Below are 14507 nucleotides of genomic sequence, written 5' to 3' on the forward strand. Positions count from 1 at the left end.
TCGTAGAAGGCCAAATCACCACCAACTGGAAGCAAGCACTAAGCCAGCTCGTGATGATCTACCCCGACCGAATCAACCCCCACCTCTAACCAACTCCCAACACTTACACAAAACACTTGACAGGCTCGCCTCAGCACCGAGCTTGAGCAGCTGGGTGAACGAATCCGCCGCGATCTGATCGACGGTGCGCGGATCATCCTTCACGCTCTGCGCCCACGCCGCCCGCTCCGGATCGACGAACCGTACCCCGCCGCGCCGCGGACTGGTCAGTGCGTCGAAGGTCGCGATCCACAAGTCGCCCTGCTCCGGCGGCAGCAACGCATGCAACGTCACCATGCCATCGGCCCGCCGCCAGAGCGACCACCTCGTATCATCACGGGCCTGCTTCTCCCGCGCCCGAATCCCCGCCGCATCCAACTCATCCCGCACCCGCCGCGCCCGCTTGAAAGCCTGCTCCGTATTCATCCCCGGAGCCTCCACCAGCAATACCTGTAGGGCGGCGGCGAGTTTCTCGGCGGTGATCGCCTGATCCAGAGTGCCCAGACCCCGCAGCAGAGCATCGCCCACGCCAGGCGAAAACGTGCCGGCAGTGACGGCGTGCACGATCGGCGCCTGCCACGGCACCACCACGACCGGTACCGGCCGCACGGGCGGCACCGGTGTGACCGGGACGACGGGAACGACCGGCACCACGGCGACAACCGGCACCGGGCGCGGCGGACCCTCCGGCAACGGCAGACCCGGATACCACTCGGCCCACGCTGCAGCCCGATCGGCCTCCCGCGCCTCCCACTGCGCCGCGTCCCACTCCGCCGCTCGCTGCGCTTCCGCCGCCGCCTCAACAGCGGCAGCAGCAGAAGCCTCGGCCGCAGCATCCGCCGCGGCCTGCGCGACCCGCGCCGCCTCCCGCACCTCGGCCGCACGGCGTTCCGCTGTCTCGGTCTCACGCATCAACACCCCGACCGCCAGCAGCCGACCCGCCTCAATACAGCTCAAGCCGGTGGCGTGCTGCACCATCAGCGTCGGATTACCAAACCCGTGCCGCGCCGCCAACCCCGACTGACCCAGCTGCGGCCGCGACCGCTCCGCGATCGTGCCCGCCAGCAACGCCGCCACCGTGTTACTCAACCGCAACAACGCAGCGATTGGACCGCGCGCCGCGAGCACCTCCGAATCACTCAGACCAGCAAACTCAGCACTGGACCCACCCAGCGCGGCCACAGCGGCCACCGCCCGAGTGAGCTCCAGCGCCATGTTGTTCATGATCTAAGCCAACACCCGACCACCGACACGAGAAAATGTCACGCATAAAAGCACTAAACCAGCAAACCCCACCAAAAATACCCAAGGAGATGTTTCTAACGGGCCGACGGGGACACCGCCATAAGGCTGGCACGGTCACGTCCGTGCCTATCGACTCCCCGTTGAAACACCAGCACAGATAGCGAACAGATCGCGATCTGCCGCACTCATATCCTGAATTCGCCGCGTGCACCAGCCTGTTCATAACTTAAACGGGATTGTAGTAATCCGGTCTAGGGTGACCGCATGCCAACCCGACCACGCCGTCGCCCCGTGCACACAGTCGTGCTCACAACTGTCGCGCTGTTCCTCGCCGCTGGCACACTGAGCGGATGCGCCGCCACTCAAGCCCCGGCTCCGATCGAGTCGACGGCACCCACCGCCGAGGCAACGACAGCGCCCACCGAGACTCCCCCAGTATTCGCCTCCAACGACGAGGCCCTGGCCGCCGCGGAAGCCGCCTATTCGAACTATCTAGCGGCGGGCGACGCCGCCGGTGCCATCGACTCCGATTCTTGGAAGGAGTTCTTAGCTCTGTCCACTGGCCCCGAACACGACGCCACAGTTCAATCAAGAGAGCTGATGCAGCAAAAGGGCTGGTCGTTCGCCGGAAGGACCCAGTTTGACTCGATGGTTGTTCAGTCTTCCAAGCCCCTACCCAATTCCACATGGGAAATTCGCACTTATTTGTGCCTAGACCTCAGCGCCACAGACACCGTCAACGAAACTGGTGATTCTGTAGTCAGCCACGACGGCACCCAACGCTCACCAATGCTTGTCGTCTTTGTGACGCCCAACGAAAATTCTCATCAACTTTTGATTTCGGAGTCTCCCCTATGGTCCGGTTCAGATTTTTGCTCATAGTCGGCTTACTGATGGTGTCTGGGTTCAGTCTTGTCCCTGCATCTACCTCAAGCGCCGACCTTGCAACCTGCACCTATTCGCAGAAGAGAACTGGCGTCTGCCCTAACGGTCCCGAAACGGGCGGTGTCGCAAACGGGGGAAGTGTCGACCTGACGGCGGATACCACCACAGGGTCGACCGGTACAGGTAGTACGAGCCGTGCTCGTCGGGGACATGGCGGGTCTACCACTCCTGCCCCACCGAAGGTGTGCGCGAACGGCGACCCGAAGCTGCCCGGCATCGCAACGATCCCCTGCGGCAACGGAATACGCCTGCCACTGGCCCGACCCAACACGCCTGCAGTCCCGTGCGCCGGCTGCTCCCCCTCCACCATCGTGCGCGTCTCCGACCTGCAAAACTTCCCCGCCTACGCAGCCCCAACCGGCATGGAACCGAACGGCTGGGCGATCGTCGGGCTGGCCGCGAATTTCTGGGCCGAAGCATCCGCTCAAATCAGCGAAGGGCTCCTTCTCGGCGAACCCGCCCAAGTCATGTTCACCCCCATCAGCTACCACTGGAACTATGGCGACGGCACCGAAGCGACCTCCACCGACGGCGGAGCCAGCTGGAAAGACCTCAGCCTCGCCGAATTCTCAACAACGCCCACCAGCCACACATACACGGCGAAGGGTACTTATTCCGGCACCCTCACCGTCGACTACCGAGCCGACTACAGCTTCGGCGACCAGGGCTGGCGACCCGTCGAAGGCATCGTCACCGTGCCCTCGGCACCGTTCACCGTCGTCGTCGCCAAAGAGTCCACTGTGCTCGTCGCCGAAGACTGCAACGCCAACCCCCACGGCCCCGGTTGCTGACCACTTCACCACCTCGGTGCTCGAACCCGTCGTGATGCCCGCCAGAGCCGCCACCGGGCGGTGCAGTTCGCGAGCTGCTATCGACGGTCCGACTCGAGGTACGCCACGGCTTCGGCCGCCGACCAGCCGTCCGGGTACGTGGCGCGCAAGGCGGTGACACCATCGAGATCGGTGCCGAGGGTCACCAGCGGCGCCTCCACGTATCCGTCGCGACGGGTCTGGCTGAGACCCACGTTGGCGGTGAGGGCGTTGCACAGGCATTTACGGCCGGCAGCTTCCTCGCTGGAGCCGCCCTTACGCACAAAAGTCGCCACTGGTTCGGCCGGGCACCGGTAGCCGAGCACTCCTGGCGAGCGCTCATAGGGCACCCGGAGATAGCCGAGATCGCAGAGGCGCGGCCGCTCGTCGTACACGGTGGCATCCGACAGGGTTCCGGGTAGCGTCGCGACTTTGAACGGGAATCCCGTCGACGATGCGAGCGGGTCCGTACGAATCTCCAGCCTTCGGCCGTCGATTTCACCGAGCAACTGCGCCCGTAGGGTCTCGTCGAGTCCGGACTCGGTTGCAAGGGCGAACAGTGTTCCAACCTGCACGCCAGCGGCACCGAGCGCGAGGGCCTCCCGTACCCGGTCGGGGGTGCCGAAGCCGCCGGCGACCCAGAATGGCAGACCGACCGCGGCGACCTTGGCCAGATCGGCGTCATCCTTGGCGCCGTAGACCGGCTGGCCGAACTCGTCGAGGGCGCCGCGTCCGCGCGGAGGTGCATTGTGTCCGCCGGCCCGCGGACCTTCGATGACGAAGCCATCGGGACGGGTCGACTCCTCGCGGGTCAGGTACACGGCGAGCACATGCGCGGCGACGATCGCCAAAAACTGCGGGCGGTGTAACGGCGGTAGTCCCCCACCGGTCAGGGCCTCCGGGTTGAACTCCACGGAGTACCGGCTGGTGGAGTTCTCCACGTGCAAATCGAGCGCACGGGTTTCGTGTTGGGCCAATCCGGTGAGCAGCGCGGGAATCTCGGCCGGGATTCCAGCTCCCATCAGCACATAATCGACGCCAGCCAGCATCGCTCCGTACGCCGCGCTCGGTGTGGCCAGCTGCACCTTCTCCAGAAAATTGATACCGACAATACCGTCGTGGCCCTCTTTAGCCAGCCAAACTTCGACGAAGTTTGCCACGACGGAAAGCTCAAGCGATTTCACGAGCGGATGCTGGCTCAGCTTGGCAATGGGAAGATACGGAATTCCAGGGCCGCGGCCTCCGACTCGAAAGTACTTCTTGAGCACCCGGTCGGCGAGGGCCGACACCGGGAATTGCGCAAGCGCACGGCGCACGTGCCCGCCGTCGTCGCCGTCCTGCAGGCGCCGTGCAATGACCGTGTCGAGAGCGGTTCCGCTCACCACGCCGAGCTGCCCAGCCTTGGACACCTCACGGGCTAGCTGCCACGACGAGACAGCAACGCCCATGCCGCCTTGGATGATGGTCGGCAGCGTCTGCGTCGGGCGCACAGTCCTGGGCGTGGCCGTCGCGAGTGTCGCAGAGGCAGTCATCTCGAGCAGAGTCATGGGCGAACCTTTCGGTGACGGACACCGCAGCTACGGGCCCTCTCGTAGCGTATTCCCGTGCATATTCCAGCTCACGAATACGTTCCTCACGCCCGTGCAACCCCTGCGGCTGGCGGCTAGCTAGCCTCGGAGGATAGCTATGGCCCAGGGTTCTGCGCCCTCGCGTTCACGGTCAGCGGAATCGTCGTTGAAGCGCAAAGCCGCTGGCCGTGGGGTTCGCCAAAGACGGCGCCCACCAAAACCCCACGACCGATGGCGGTGCCTAGACGGTGACGGGCGAGACATCCGTTTCGGTGCGCTGGACCAGGGCGCTACAGGTTCGCCTCCCGCGGAACAAGCCAGACGGGAGCGCGGAGCGGAGCTACCTGACCGGGTAGTCGCGGGCCGCGGAGCCCACGTAGAGCTGCTGCGGGCGGCCGATCTTGGTTGCCGGGTCCTCGTTCATCTCACGCCAGTGCGCGACCCAGCCGGGCAGGCGGCCGATAGCGAAGAGCACGGTGAACATGCGCGTCGGAAAGCCCATGGCCTTGTAAATGACGCCGGTGTAGAAGTCGACGTTGGGGTACAGGCGACGTTCCTTGAAGTAGTCGTCGCTCAGCGCGATGTGCTCGAGTTCCTGCGCGATATCGAGCAGGTCATCCTTCACTCCGAGGGCAGCAAGCACCTCATGGGCGCTTTCCTTGACCAGGGTGGCTCGCGGGTCGTAGTTCTTGTAGACCCGATGACCGAAGCCCATGAGCTTCACGCCGTGCTCTTTGTTCTTGACGCGTTCGACGTACTTCTCGACGCCCTGACCGGATGCCTGGATCTCGCCGAGCATCGACAGCACCGCCTCGTTGGCACCGCCGTGCAGCGGTCCAAACAGCGCGTTGATGCCGGAGGACACCGACGCGAACAGGTTGGCCTCGGTCGAACCGACCAGGCGCACCGTGGAGGTGGATGCGTTCTGCTCGTGGTCTTCGTGCAGCATGAGCAGGCGTTCGAGCGCCTTGCTGACAACCGGGTTGACTTCGTACGGCTCGGCCATGTTGCCGAAGTTGAGCTTGAGAAAGTTGTCGACAAAACTCAGCGAGTTGTCGGGGTAGAGAAAAGCCTGACCGACACTTTTCTTGTGCGCGTAGGCGGCCATGACCGGCAGCTTGGCGAGCAGGCGAATGGTCGAAATCTCGACCTGCTCCGGGTCCTTCGGGTCGAGCGAGTCCTGGTAGAACGTGGACAGGGCCGAAACGCCGGAGGCGAGCACGCTCATCGGGTGCGCCTTGTGCGGCAGCGAGTCGAAGAAGCGGCGCATGTCCTCGTGCAGAAGCGTGTGGTGACGGATGCGATCGTCAAAGTTGGCCAGTTCGCTCGCGCTGGGCAGCTCACCGTAGATGAGCAGCCAGGCGGTCTCGAGAAAGTTCGAGTTCTGGGCGATCTGTTCGATCGGATACCCGCGATAGCGCAGGATGCCCGCGTCACCGTCGATGTAGGTGATCGCGGAGCGGGTGGCCGCGGTGTTGACGAAACCGTAGTCCAGCGTGGTGAGGCCGGTCTTCTTGGTCAGGGTGGAGATGTCGATGCTCGACACACCGTCCACACTGGTCAGGATCGGGAACTCTGCGCTCCCGCCGGGGAAAGTGAGGGTGACCTTGTTGGGGTCAATGCTCATCGGTTCGCCGGATGTTGTCTGCTGCGCGACGTTGGTCACGGAGCCTCCTCGGGTATCACTGCCGGATGAAATGTGGCGACGCGTCACTGAATCGGCCAGTTGTAAAACTGCTGTGGTCGATTCTGTCGCGATTACAGCCTAATCGGCCTAACCGCCTACTGTTGCATCTGCCAAGAGTTCGGGCGGTTCGTTGGTGATGTTCCACAGAGCTCCACCCCAGATGGGGGTTATTTCAGGCCAGAAGGCGCGTTGCGGCAGCAGCGATGCGTTCGTCCGTCGCGGTCAGCGAGAACCGCACGTGCTGCGGGTAGACATCGCCGTAGAACGGGCCTGGACCGGCCAGAATTCCGCGTGCCGCCAGCCGTTCGATGGATTCCCAAGCCGGTCGTCCCTCGGTCGCCCACAGGTAAAGTCCGGCTTCGCTGCGATCAATGCGAAAGCCAGCCCGCTCTAGGGCCGGCCGCAGGGTGTTGCGCCGGGCCCGATAGCGCTCCTTCTGCACGGCGACATGGTCGTCGTCGCCGAGGGCGGCGATCATCGCCGCCTGAAGCGGTGCCGGAAGCATGAGTCCGGCGTGCTTGCGCACGGTCAGCAGGCGCTCGAGTACGCCGCTGCAGCCGGCCGCGAAGGCCGCACGATACCCGGCCATGTTGGACTGCTTACTGAGCGAGTAAATCGCCACAATATTGCGTCGCTCTCCCTCGATCACCCGAGGGTCGAGGATGCTCGGGATTGGCTCGGTGTCCCACGGAGCGTCCCAGCCGAGTTCGGCATAACATTCGTCGCTGACGATGACGGCATCGAGTTCTCGGGCGCGGGCGACGGCGGCACGCAGGTCGTCGACGGACAGCACCCGGCCATCCGGGTTTCCGGGACTGTTCAGCCAGATCAGCTTGGTCGACTCTGGCCACTCGGCCGGATTGTCAGAGGCCAGGGCCGTGGCACCGGCAATAGCGGCGCCGATCGCGTAGGTCGGGTAGGCGGCTCGCGGGTGCACGATCGTGTCCCCCTCGTCGAGGCCGAGCATGAACGGCATCAGCGCGACAAGCTCCTTGGAACCGATCGTGGGCAGCACGTTCCTCGGCTGGAGCCCGATGACACCGCGACGCCGGGCATACCAGGCGATGATCGCCTGCTGCAGGGCGGGAGTACCGACGGTTTGCGGGTATGCGTGGGCATCCGTTGCAGCGCGAAGCGCCCGCTGCACTACGTCGGGCGTGGCATCGACCGGCGAACCGATCGAGAGATCGACGATTCCGCCCTGGTGCTGCCGGGCCTGAGTGGCAAAAGGGACCATCTGATCCCAGGGGTAATCCGGCAGCGGCTTCAGCACGAAGATCGCTTAGTGCTGAACCTGGGGCGGCAGTGCGGAGATAACCGGGTGGTCCTTGGCGAGCACGCCGACCTTGGCGGCGCCTCCGGGGGAGCCGAGGTCGTCGAAGAATTCGACGTTGGCTTTGTAGTAGTCGGCCCACTGTTCGGGCAGGTCGTCTTCGTAGTAGATGGCCTCGACCGGGCAGACCGGTTCGCAGGCTCCGCAGTCCACGCACTCGTCTGGATGGATATAGAGGGAGCGTTCGCCCTCATAAATACAGTCCACCGGACATTCGTCGATGCAGGCACGATCTTTCACATNCGGAAGAGCAATCACATACGTCACAGGCTGGGGATTCCCTTCGAGAGCGGACTCCTGATTCTACGCCCCCTCGGTCGGTGCCCCTTCCGTGTGACGCGGTGCCGATTATCGGCGGCGCGGCGGAAGTTTCGGCCAAGCCAGCACGAATGCCGCGATGAGCGCCGGAACCACGGTCCACAGGGTTCCCGGCAAGCCGGCCGGCACGAGCACCGATCCGCCTGAACCGCGCAGGGACAGCACGAAAATCGTCAGAAGCAGCCCGGCCGCGGCCAGTCCGACCACGAACCGGTCCCCCACCACGAGGCGCAGCCCGAGCAGCAGCGCGCCGATGCCCACGAACGCGATCGCCAGGCCGATCGGCAGCGTCGCGCCGAACAGGTTCAGGGTGGCCTGGTGAGCGATGGTGCCCAGTACGCCAAAGAGGATGCCCAGCAACAGGCCGCCGAGACCGGCCAGCGACCGGTTCGCAATGGTAAGGCGAGCGGGGCGGGGTGCGGGCGGCGGCAGGGCGGGGCGGGGGGCATCCGTTCTGAGGAAGGTTTCGGTGTCGGTGATCACGTCGGTGCTGCCGTCAGCGAGGGTGCGCGTGTGCTCCGTCAGGCTCCAGCGCGCGGGGAAGTGGGCGAGCGAGCGCAGCTTCTGGTCGAGGTGATCACCCACATCGATGGCGATGAGACGCTGACCGGGTGCCTGCCGCACCGTGCGGGCCAGAAACACCGGCAGACCGGCCTCGTGCGCGGCGGTCGTCGCAACCTCGCGCACAGCATCCTCGACGGCGCCGACAACCACGGCCGTCGCACCGAGCTCGTCGATGGCGCTGTGCAGGGCCTGCGTGAGCCCAGGCTCTGGCGGCAAGCAGTGCCAGCTGCGTGCCCCCAGCTCAACCAGCGCCGCGGAGGTAGCGGCGTCCGTTTCGGTTAGAGCAACGGCGTAGAGCACAACCACCCGGGACCCATCGGCGCGGAGCCGGGCGATCGTGCCACCGGTAAGCGCGGATTCATCGCCGGGCCGGGCATGCACGAACAGGATCCGCTCGCCGCTGCCGGACATGACCATGGGCGTACGCACCGTTTCTTCTCTGCGGGCAGTTCGTCTTGCTGGGTAACGTCTGTGCCCGAATCAAATCATAACTAGACACGATCGCGCCGGTCGGACTAGAGTCAGATTCGGTAAGGTTAGCCTTACCAAATTTTTGACCCGGCACTATCGCCCGAATCATTCGAGGAACCCCCGTGCTCGCAAACTACCTGATCGGCCTGCGCGAAGGCCTTGAGGCCGCTCTGATCGTGACGATTCTCATCGCTTACGTCGTGAAAATCGGTCGGCGTGACGTACTGCCGCGCATCTGGCTCGGTGTAGCCCTGGCTGTGCTGCTCGCCCTCGGCATCGGCGCGCTGCTCACCTTCGGTACCTACGGGTTGTCTTTCACCGCCCAGGAGACCATCGGCGGCGTGCTGTCGATCGTCGCGACCGGCCTCGTGACCTGGATGGTGTTCTGGATGCTGCGCACCGCACGCGACCTCAAGGGTCACCTTCAGGGCAACATCGACAAGCACCTCGTCGGTGCGGGCCTCGGGCTCGTACTCGTGGCGTTTCTCGCCGTCGGCCGGGAGGGCATCGAAACGGCCCTGTTCATTTGGGCCGCCGTTCAGGCCACCGGTGCAACGACGATGCCCCTGCTCGGCGCAGCCCTCGGCATCGCGACCGCGATCGGCCTGGGCGTTCTGATTTACGCCGGCATGCTCAAGATCAATCTGGCGAAGTTCTTCACCTATACGGGCGCCATCCTCATCATTGTGGCCGCTGGTGTGCTCTCCTACGGTGTGCACGACCTGCAGGAGGCCGGCATCTTGCCCGGCTTGAACGCTCTCGCCTTCAATGTGAGCGCCGCCGTGCCGCCGGACAGCTGGTACGGCACCCTGCTCAAGGGCACCCTAAACTTCTCCCCCGCCACCACCTGGCTGGAGATGTTCGCCTGGCTGGCCTACGCCGTGCCCACCCTGACGCTCTTCATCAGAAAAAGCCGTCACGGCCGCACGAGCGCCAGCCCAGCCCCGGCTGCACCAACCGCGTCGGCGCCCGTGCCCGTCGCCGCGCGCTAACTTTTCCCACCCTGCTCAAAGGATCTCCATGCCCCGCGTCTTACGTTCCGCCAGCCTGCTCAGCCTCGGTGTTCTCGGTATCGGACTCCTGAGCGGCTGTGTCGCCAACAACCCGGCGGCCACCCACGCCGCCCTCACCGTGGACAGCAGCGCAACCGACTGTGTGGTGAGCGCGAACGAGGCGCCGGCTGGCAGCATCCGTTTCTCGGTCACCAATTCCGGTGACCAGGTCACCGAGTTCTACCTGCTGGCCGCCGACGGGCTGCGCATCGTCGGTGAGGCCGAGAACATCGGCCCCGGTCTCAGCCGAGACCTGGTGGTAGAGCTCGATGAGGGCAGCTACTTCACCGCCTGCAAGCCGGGCATGACCGGCGACGGCGTCGGCAAGGCCGAATTCACCGCCACCAAAACGGATGCCGCCGCCACCGTCGACGTGGACCTCGCCGCCCAGATCGACACCGCCAACAACAACTACGCCTCTTATGTGAGCGACCAGATCGACCACCTCGTTACCGGCACCGACGCGTTCGCCGCCGCCTATGCCAGTGCGGACGATGACACGGCCCGCAGCCTGTACGCCTCGACCCGGGTGCACTGGGAGCGCGTGGAGACCATCGCCGAATCTTTCGGCGACCTCGACCCCAAGCTCGACCTGCGCGAGGCCGACCTCGAAGAGGGACAGGACTGGACCGGCTGGCACGCCATCGAGAAGGACCTCTGGCCCGCCGAAGCCGAGGCCGGCTTCGTGGCGTACACCGCCGAGAAGCGTGCGGCTCTCACCGAGCAGCTCGTCGCCGACACCGCGATCCTGCACGAGAAGGTCGAGGGACTCAGCTTCACCCTGTCGCAGCAGACCAACGGCGCCATCGGCCTGCTCGACGAGGTCGCCACCGGTAAGGTCACCGGCGAGGAAGAGACGTGGTCGCACACCGACCTCTGGGACTTCCAGGCCAACGTCGACGGCGCCAAAGTACTCTACGACGGGGTGCGTCCCATTCTGCTGAAAACAAATGCCGACCTGGCCACTTCGCTCGACACCGAGTTTGGCTCGCTGCAGACGCTGCTCGACGCCCAACGGGTCGGCGATGGTTTCAAGCTCTACACCGACCTCACTCCGGCCGAGATTCGCGGTCTCGCCGACCAGGTCAACGCCCTCGGTGAGCCGCTGAACCAGCTCACCGCCGCGCTCGTCTTGTGACGGGCTGGACCCGCTCGAAGCGGGCAGAGTCCAGCGAAGCCAGGGCCACCGAGCTGGCCGCGCCCACCCGCGGCCTGTCCCGGCGCGGATTGCTCGGCCTCGCCGGGGCCAGCGTGGCCGGTATCGGTTTGGGGGTAGCCGGGGATAGGGTGGCGCTGGTGGCGACGCCGAGCGCGGCATCCGCTTCGGCCGTCTACCCGTTTTATGGCAGCCACCAGGCCGGCATCGTCACGCCCGCGCAGGATCGCCTGCACTTCGCCGCGTTCGACGTCTCCGCCGGCACCACGCGGGCCGAACTCATCGAACTGCTGCAGGACTGGACCATCGCTGCTGCCGCCATGACCGCCGGCCAGGACATCGGCGAGTACGGCGCCGTCAGCGGCCCCTACGACGCCCCGCCCGAAGATACCGGGGAGGCGCAGGGGCTGCCAACGGCCGGCCTCACCATCACGTTCGGCTTCGGTCCGACCCTGTTTGAAACAGCGGATGGCGTTGATCGCTTCGGCCTCGCTGCCCGCCGCCCGGCTGATCTGACGCCGCTCCCGCATTTTCCCGGCGATGACCTCGATACCGGCCGCAGCGACGGCGACCTGTGCATCCAGACCTGCTCGAACGACCCCCAGGTGGCCGTGCACGCCATACGCAACCTGTCGCGGATCGCCTTCGGGCGGGCCGCCCTGCGCTGGTCGCAGCTCGGCTTCGGGCGCACCTCGTCGACGTCGACGACCCAGGCTACGCCGCGCAACCTGTTCGGCTTCAAGGACGGCACCGCCAACATCAAGGCTGAAGAGCCCGACGTCGTCACCGACCAGGTCTGGGTGTCGTCCTCGGACGGCCCGGCCTGGCTGGCCGGTGGATCGTATTTGGTGGTGCGACGCATCCGCATGACCATTGAAACCTGGGATCGCTCCATTCTCAGCGAGCAGGAGGCTGTGTTCGGCCGCACCAAGGGGGCCGGCGCACCGCTCTCTGGCGGCACCGAGTTCAGCGAGCCCGATTTCACCCTCGCCGGTCGGGAAGACCGGCCGCTCATCGGCGCCACCGCGCACGTGCGGCTCGCACATCCAACAAAGAACCAGGGCGTGAAACTGTTGCGCCGGGGCTACAACTTCGTCGACGGTAACGATGACCTCGGCCGGCTCGAGGCCGGGCTGTTCTTCATCAGCTTTCAGCGGTCGCCCGCCCAGTTCACGGCGGTGCAGCTGAACCTCGCCAAGCACGATGCGCTGAACGAGTACATCCGCCACGTCGGGAGTGCCCTGTTCGCGGTCCCGGCCGGCGCCACCGCTGGCAGCTACGTGGGCGCGCCGCTGTTCGTATAGCTTCAGCCGGCACCGCGGCATCCGCTCGTCGGCCTAACGCAGAAACCCCCGCTGCCGAGGCTGCGGGGGTTTCCAGAGAAGCAGGTGCTAGTTGGCGTCCATCTTCTTCACGCGCGAAACCTGGCGCGAGCGAGCGGATGCCGTCAGCTCCACCTTGCGAATACGCACGGCGGCGGGGGTGACCTCGACGCACTCGTCTTCGCGGGCGAATTCGAGGCACTGCTCGAGCGAGAGCTGCTTGGGCGGGGTCATCGACTCGAACGTGTCGGAGCTGGACTGACGCATGTTGGTCAGTTTCTTTTCCTTGGTGATGTTCACGTCCATGTCGTCGGCGCGCGAGTTCTCGCCGATAACCATGCCTTCGTAGACCTCAGAGGTCGGCTGCACGAAGAACGACATGCGCTCCTGCAGGTTGATGATCGCGAACGGGGTGACCGCACCTGAACGGTCGGCCACGATGGAACCGTTCGTCCGGGTGTTGATGGTTCCGGCCCAGGGCTCGTAACCGTGCAGGATCGCGTTGGCGATACCGGTACCACGCGTGTCGGTGAGGAACTGGGTGCGGAAGCCGATCAGGCCGCGCGACGGAACGATGAATTCCATGCGAACCCAGCCGGTGCCGTGGTTGGCCATGTTCTCCATGCGGCCCTTGCGAGCGGCGAGCAGCTGCGTGATGGCTCCGAGGTATTCTTCCGGTGCATCGATGGTGAGGTGTTCGAACGGCTCGTGTACCTTGCCATCGACGCGCTTCACAACTACCTGCGGCTTGCCGACGGTGAGCTCGAAGCCTTCACGACGCATCTGCTCGACCAGGATGGCGAGGGCTAGTTCTCCACGGCCCTGCACCTCCCAGGCGTCCGGACGTCCGATGTCGACGACCTTAAGCGAGACGTTTCCGACGAGCTCGCGGTCGAGGCGGTCCTTGACCATGCGGGCGGTGAGCTTGTGGCCCTTGACCTTGCCCATGAGCGGCGAGGTGTTGGTTCCGATGGTCATCGAGATGGCCGGGTCGTCGACCGTGATGGTCGGCAGGGGGCGCACGTCGTCGGGGTCGGCGAGGGTCTCACCGATGGTGATGTTCTCGATACCGGCAACGGCGACGATGTCGCCGGGGCCGGCGCTTTCGGTCGGGTAGCGGTCGAGCGCCTTCGTGATGAGCAGCTCGGTGATCTTCACGTTGGTGACGGTGCCGTCCTGCTGCACCCAGGCCACGGTCTGGCCCTTCTTGATGGTGCCCTGGAAAATGCGCAGCAGTGCGAGGCGACCGAGGAACGGCGAGGCGTCGAGGTTGGTGACGTGTGCCTGAAGCGGATGCGTGTCATCGTAGGTCGGTGCCGGGATGTGCTTGAGGATCGCGTCGAACAACGGCTCGAGGTCATCGTTGTCGGGCAGCGTGCCGTCTTCGGGCTTGTTCCAGCTGGCGGCGCCGTTACGGCCGGACGCGTAGACGACGGGTACGTCGAGAACGGCGTCGAGGTCGAGGTCCGGGAAGTCGTCGGCCATGTCGCTCGCGAGCCCGATGAGCAGGTCCTGGCTCTCGGCCACGACCTCGTCGATGCGCGCGTCGGGACGGTCGGTCTTGTTGACCAGGAGGATAACGGGGAGCTTGGCTTCGAGCGCCTTGCGCAGCACGAAACGGGTCTGCGGCAGTGGGCCCTCTGAAGCGTCGACGAGGAGAACGACGCCGTCGACCATGGACAGGCCGCGCTCGACCTCGCCGCCGAAGTCAGCGTGGCCAGGGGTGTCGATCACGTTGATGGTGATGGGACCCTCGGTGGCGTGGATGCCCTTGTACGAAACCGCCGTGTTCTTGGCGAGAATCGTGATGCCCTTTTCGCGCTCGAGTTCGTTCGAGTCCATCGCGCGCTCTTCAACGTGTGAGTGGTCAGCGAAGGAGTCGGTCTGCTTGAGCATCGCGTCAACCAGCGTCGTCTTACCGTGGTCAACGTGAGCAACGATTGCAACATTTCGGAGGTTATTGCGTGTAGCAATCGCCATAAAAATAGATCCTTACGA

The 14507-nt window shown here is 65.1% G+C and carries 12 protein-coding genes; 5 read left to right on the top strand and 7 right to left on the bottom strand.

All coding sequences use genetic code 11. From position 1 onward, the window contains the following. Nucleotides 1-72: 72 nt before the first annotated feature. Nucleotides 73-1263, bottom strand: coding sequence for a DUF222 domain-containing protein (locus tag CJ028_RS21010; RefSeq protein ID WP_105036092.1), 1191 nt, complete (start codon nucleotides 1261-1263; stop codon nucleotides 73-75). A 324-nt stretch (nucleotides 1264-1587) separates the two neighbouring features. On the opposite strand from CJ028_RS21010, the gene CJ028_RS15310 reads away from it, so the two are divergent. Beyond that, nucleotides 1588-2166: a hypothetical protein gene (locus tag CJ028_RS15310; protein ID WP_129590522.1), complete on the top strand. Its 579-nt coding sequence runs from the start codon at nucleotides 1588-1590 to the stop codon at nucleotides 2164-2166. A gap of 245 nt (nucleotides 2167-2411) precedes the next feature. Further along, entirely contained in the window at nucleotides 2412-3020 is a 609-nt protein-coding gene (locus CJ028_RS15315) for a PKD domain-containing protein (RefSeq protein WP_105036094.1), read from the top strand. A 77-nt stretch (nucleotides 3021-3097) separates the two neighbouring features. Here CJ028_RS15315 and CJ028_RS15320 read toward each other — a convergent pair whose 3' ends face one another. From CJ028_RS15320 to CJ028_RS15340, 5 genes are all read right to left on the bottom strand, one after another. Further along, nucleotides 3098-4585 carry a nitronate monooxygenase gene (locus CJ028_RS15320; protein WP_240607333.1) on the bottom strand — a complete coding sequence of 496 codons (1488 nt, stop codon included), beginning with the start codon at nucleotides 4583-4585 and terminating at the stop codon, nucleotides 3098-3100. A gap of 361 nt (nucleotides 4586-4946) precedes the next feature. Then, the gene (locus tag CJ028_RS15325; RefSeq protein WP_105036113.1) at nucleotides 4947-6233 is read right to left on the bottom strand and encodes a citrate synthase; all 1287 of its coding nucleotides are present in this window, start codon (nucleotides 6231-6233) and stop codon (nucleotides 4947-4949) included. 232 nt (nucleotides 6234-6465) lie between these two features. Then, nucleotides 6466-7566, bottom strand: a complete 1101-nt coding sequence (gene dapC / locus CJ028_RS15330; RefSeq protein WP_276309392.1) for a succinyldiaminopimelate transaminase — start codon at nucleotides 7564-7566, stop codon at nucleotides 6466-6468. A 9-nt stretch (nucleotides 7567-7575) separates the two neighbouring features. After that, a complete protein-coding gene (gene fdxA / locus CJ028_RS15335; protein ID WP_105036096.1) occupies nucleotides 7576-7893 on the bottom strand; it encodes a ferredoxin in 318 nt (105 codons plus the stop codon). 81 nt (nucleotides 7894-7974) lie between these two features. Beyond that, complete coding sequence (locus CJ028_RS15340; protein ID WP_129590523.1) at nucleotides 7975-8937, bottom strand: PIG-L deacetylase family protein; 963 nt, start codon at nucleotides 8935-8937, stop codon at nucleotides 7975-7977. Nucleotides 8938-9101: 164 nt separating this feature from the next. Between CJ028_RS15340 and efeU the strand changes: the two genes are divergently transcribed. Genes efeU through efeB form a run of 3 tightly spaced genes read left to right on the top strand, consistent with a single transcriptional unit; the run spans nucleotide 9102 to nucleotide 12491 of the window. Next, nucleotides 9102-9971 (top strand): iron uptake transporter permease EfeU, encoded by an 870-nt coding sequence (gene efeU, locus CJ028_RS15345; protein ID WP_105036098.1) that lies wholly within the window; start codon nucleotides 9102-9104, stop codon nucleotides 9969-9971. A 28-nt stretch (nucleotides 9972-9999) separates the two neighbouring features. Further along, complete coding sequence (gene efeO, locus CJ028_RS15350) at nucleotides 10000-11169, top strand: iron uptake system protein EfeO (protein WP_105036099.1); 1170 nt, start codon at nucleotides 10000-10002, stop codon at nucleotides 11167-11169. Between the two features lie 53 nt (nucleotides 11170-11222). Further along, on the top strand, nucleotides 11223-12491 hold the full coding sequence (gene efeB, locus CJ028_RS15355) for an iron uptake transporter deferrochelatase/peroxidase subunit (RefSeq protein WP_105036114.1): 1269 nt from the start codon (nucleotides 11223-11225) through the stop codon (nucleotides 12489-12491). An 87-nt stretch (nucleotides 12492-12578) separates the two neighbouring features. Here efeB and typA read toward each other — a convergent pair whose 3' ends face one another. Beyond that, nucleotides 12579-14489, bottom strand: a complete 1911-nt coding sequence (gene typA / locus CJ028_RS15360; RefSeq protein WP_105036100.1) for a translational GTPase TypA — start codon at nucleotides 14487-14489, stop codon at nucleotides 12579-12581. Between the last annotated feature and the right edge of the window lie 18 nt (nucleotides 14490-14507).

Source organism: Cryobacterium aureum (assembly GCF_002954245.1).
Lineage (GTDB): Bacteria > Actinomycetota > Actinomycetes > Actinomycetales > Microbacteriaceae > Cryobacterium > Cryobacterium aureum.

Excerpts from the sequence above, each read along its gene's own strand:
- CJ028_RS15325 (WP_105036113.1), bottom strand. The coding sequence starts at position 6,233 with ATGAGCATTGACCCCAACAAGGTCACCCTCACTTTCCCCGGCGGGAGC.
- typA (WP_105036100.1), bottom strand. The coding sequence starts at position 14,489 with ATGGCGATTGCTACACGCAATAACCTCCGAAATGTTGCAATCGTTGCT.
- CJ028_RS21010 (WP_105036092.1), bottom strand. The coding sequence starts at position 1,263 with ATGAACAACATGGCGCTGGAGCTCACTCGGGCGGTGGCCGCTGTGGCC.
- efeO (WP_105036099.1), top strand. The coding sequence starts at position 10,000 with ATGCCCCGCGTCTTACGTTCCGCCAGCCTGCTCAGCCTCGGTGTTCTC.
- CJ028_RS15320 (WP_240607333.1), bottom strand. The coding sequence starts at position 4,585 with ATGACTCTGCTCGAGATGACTGCCTCTGCGACACTCGCGACGGCCACG.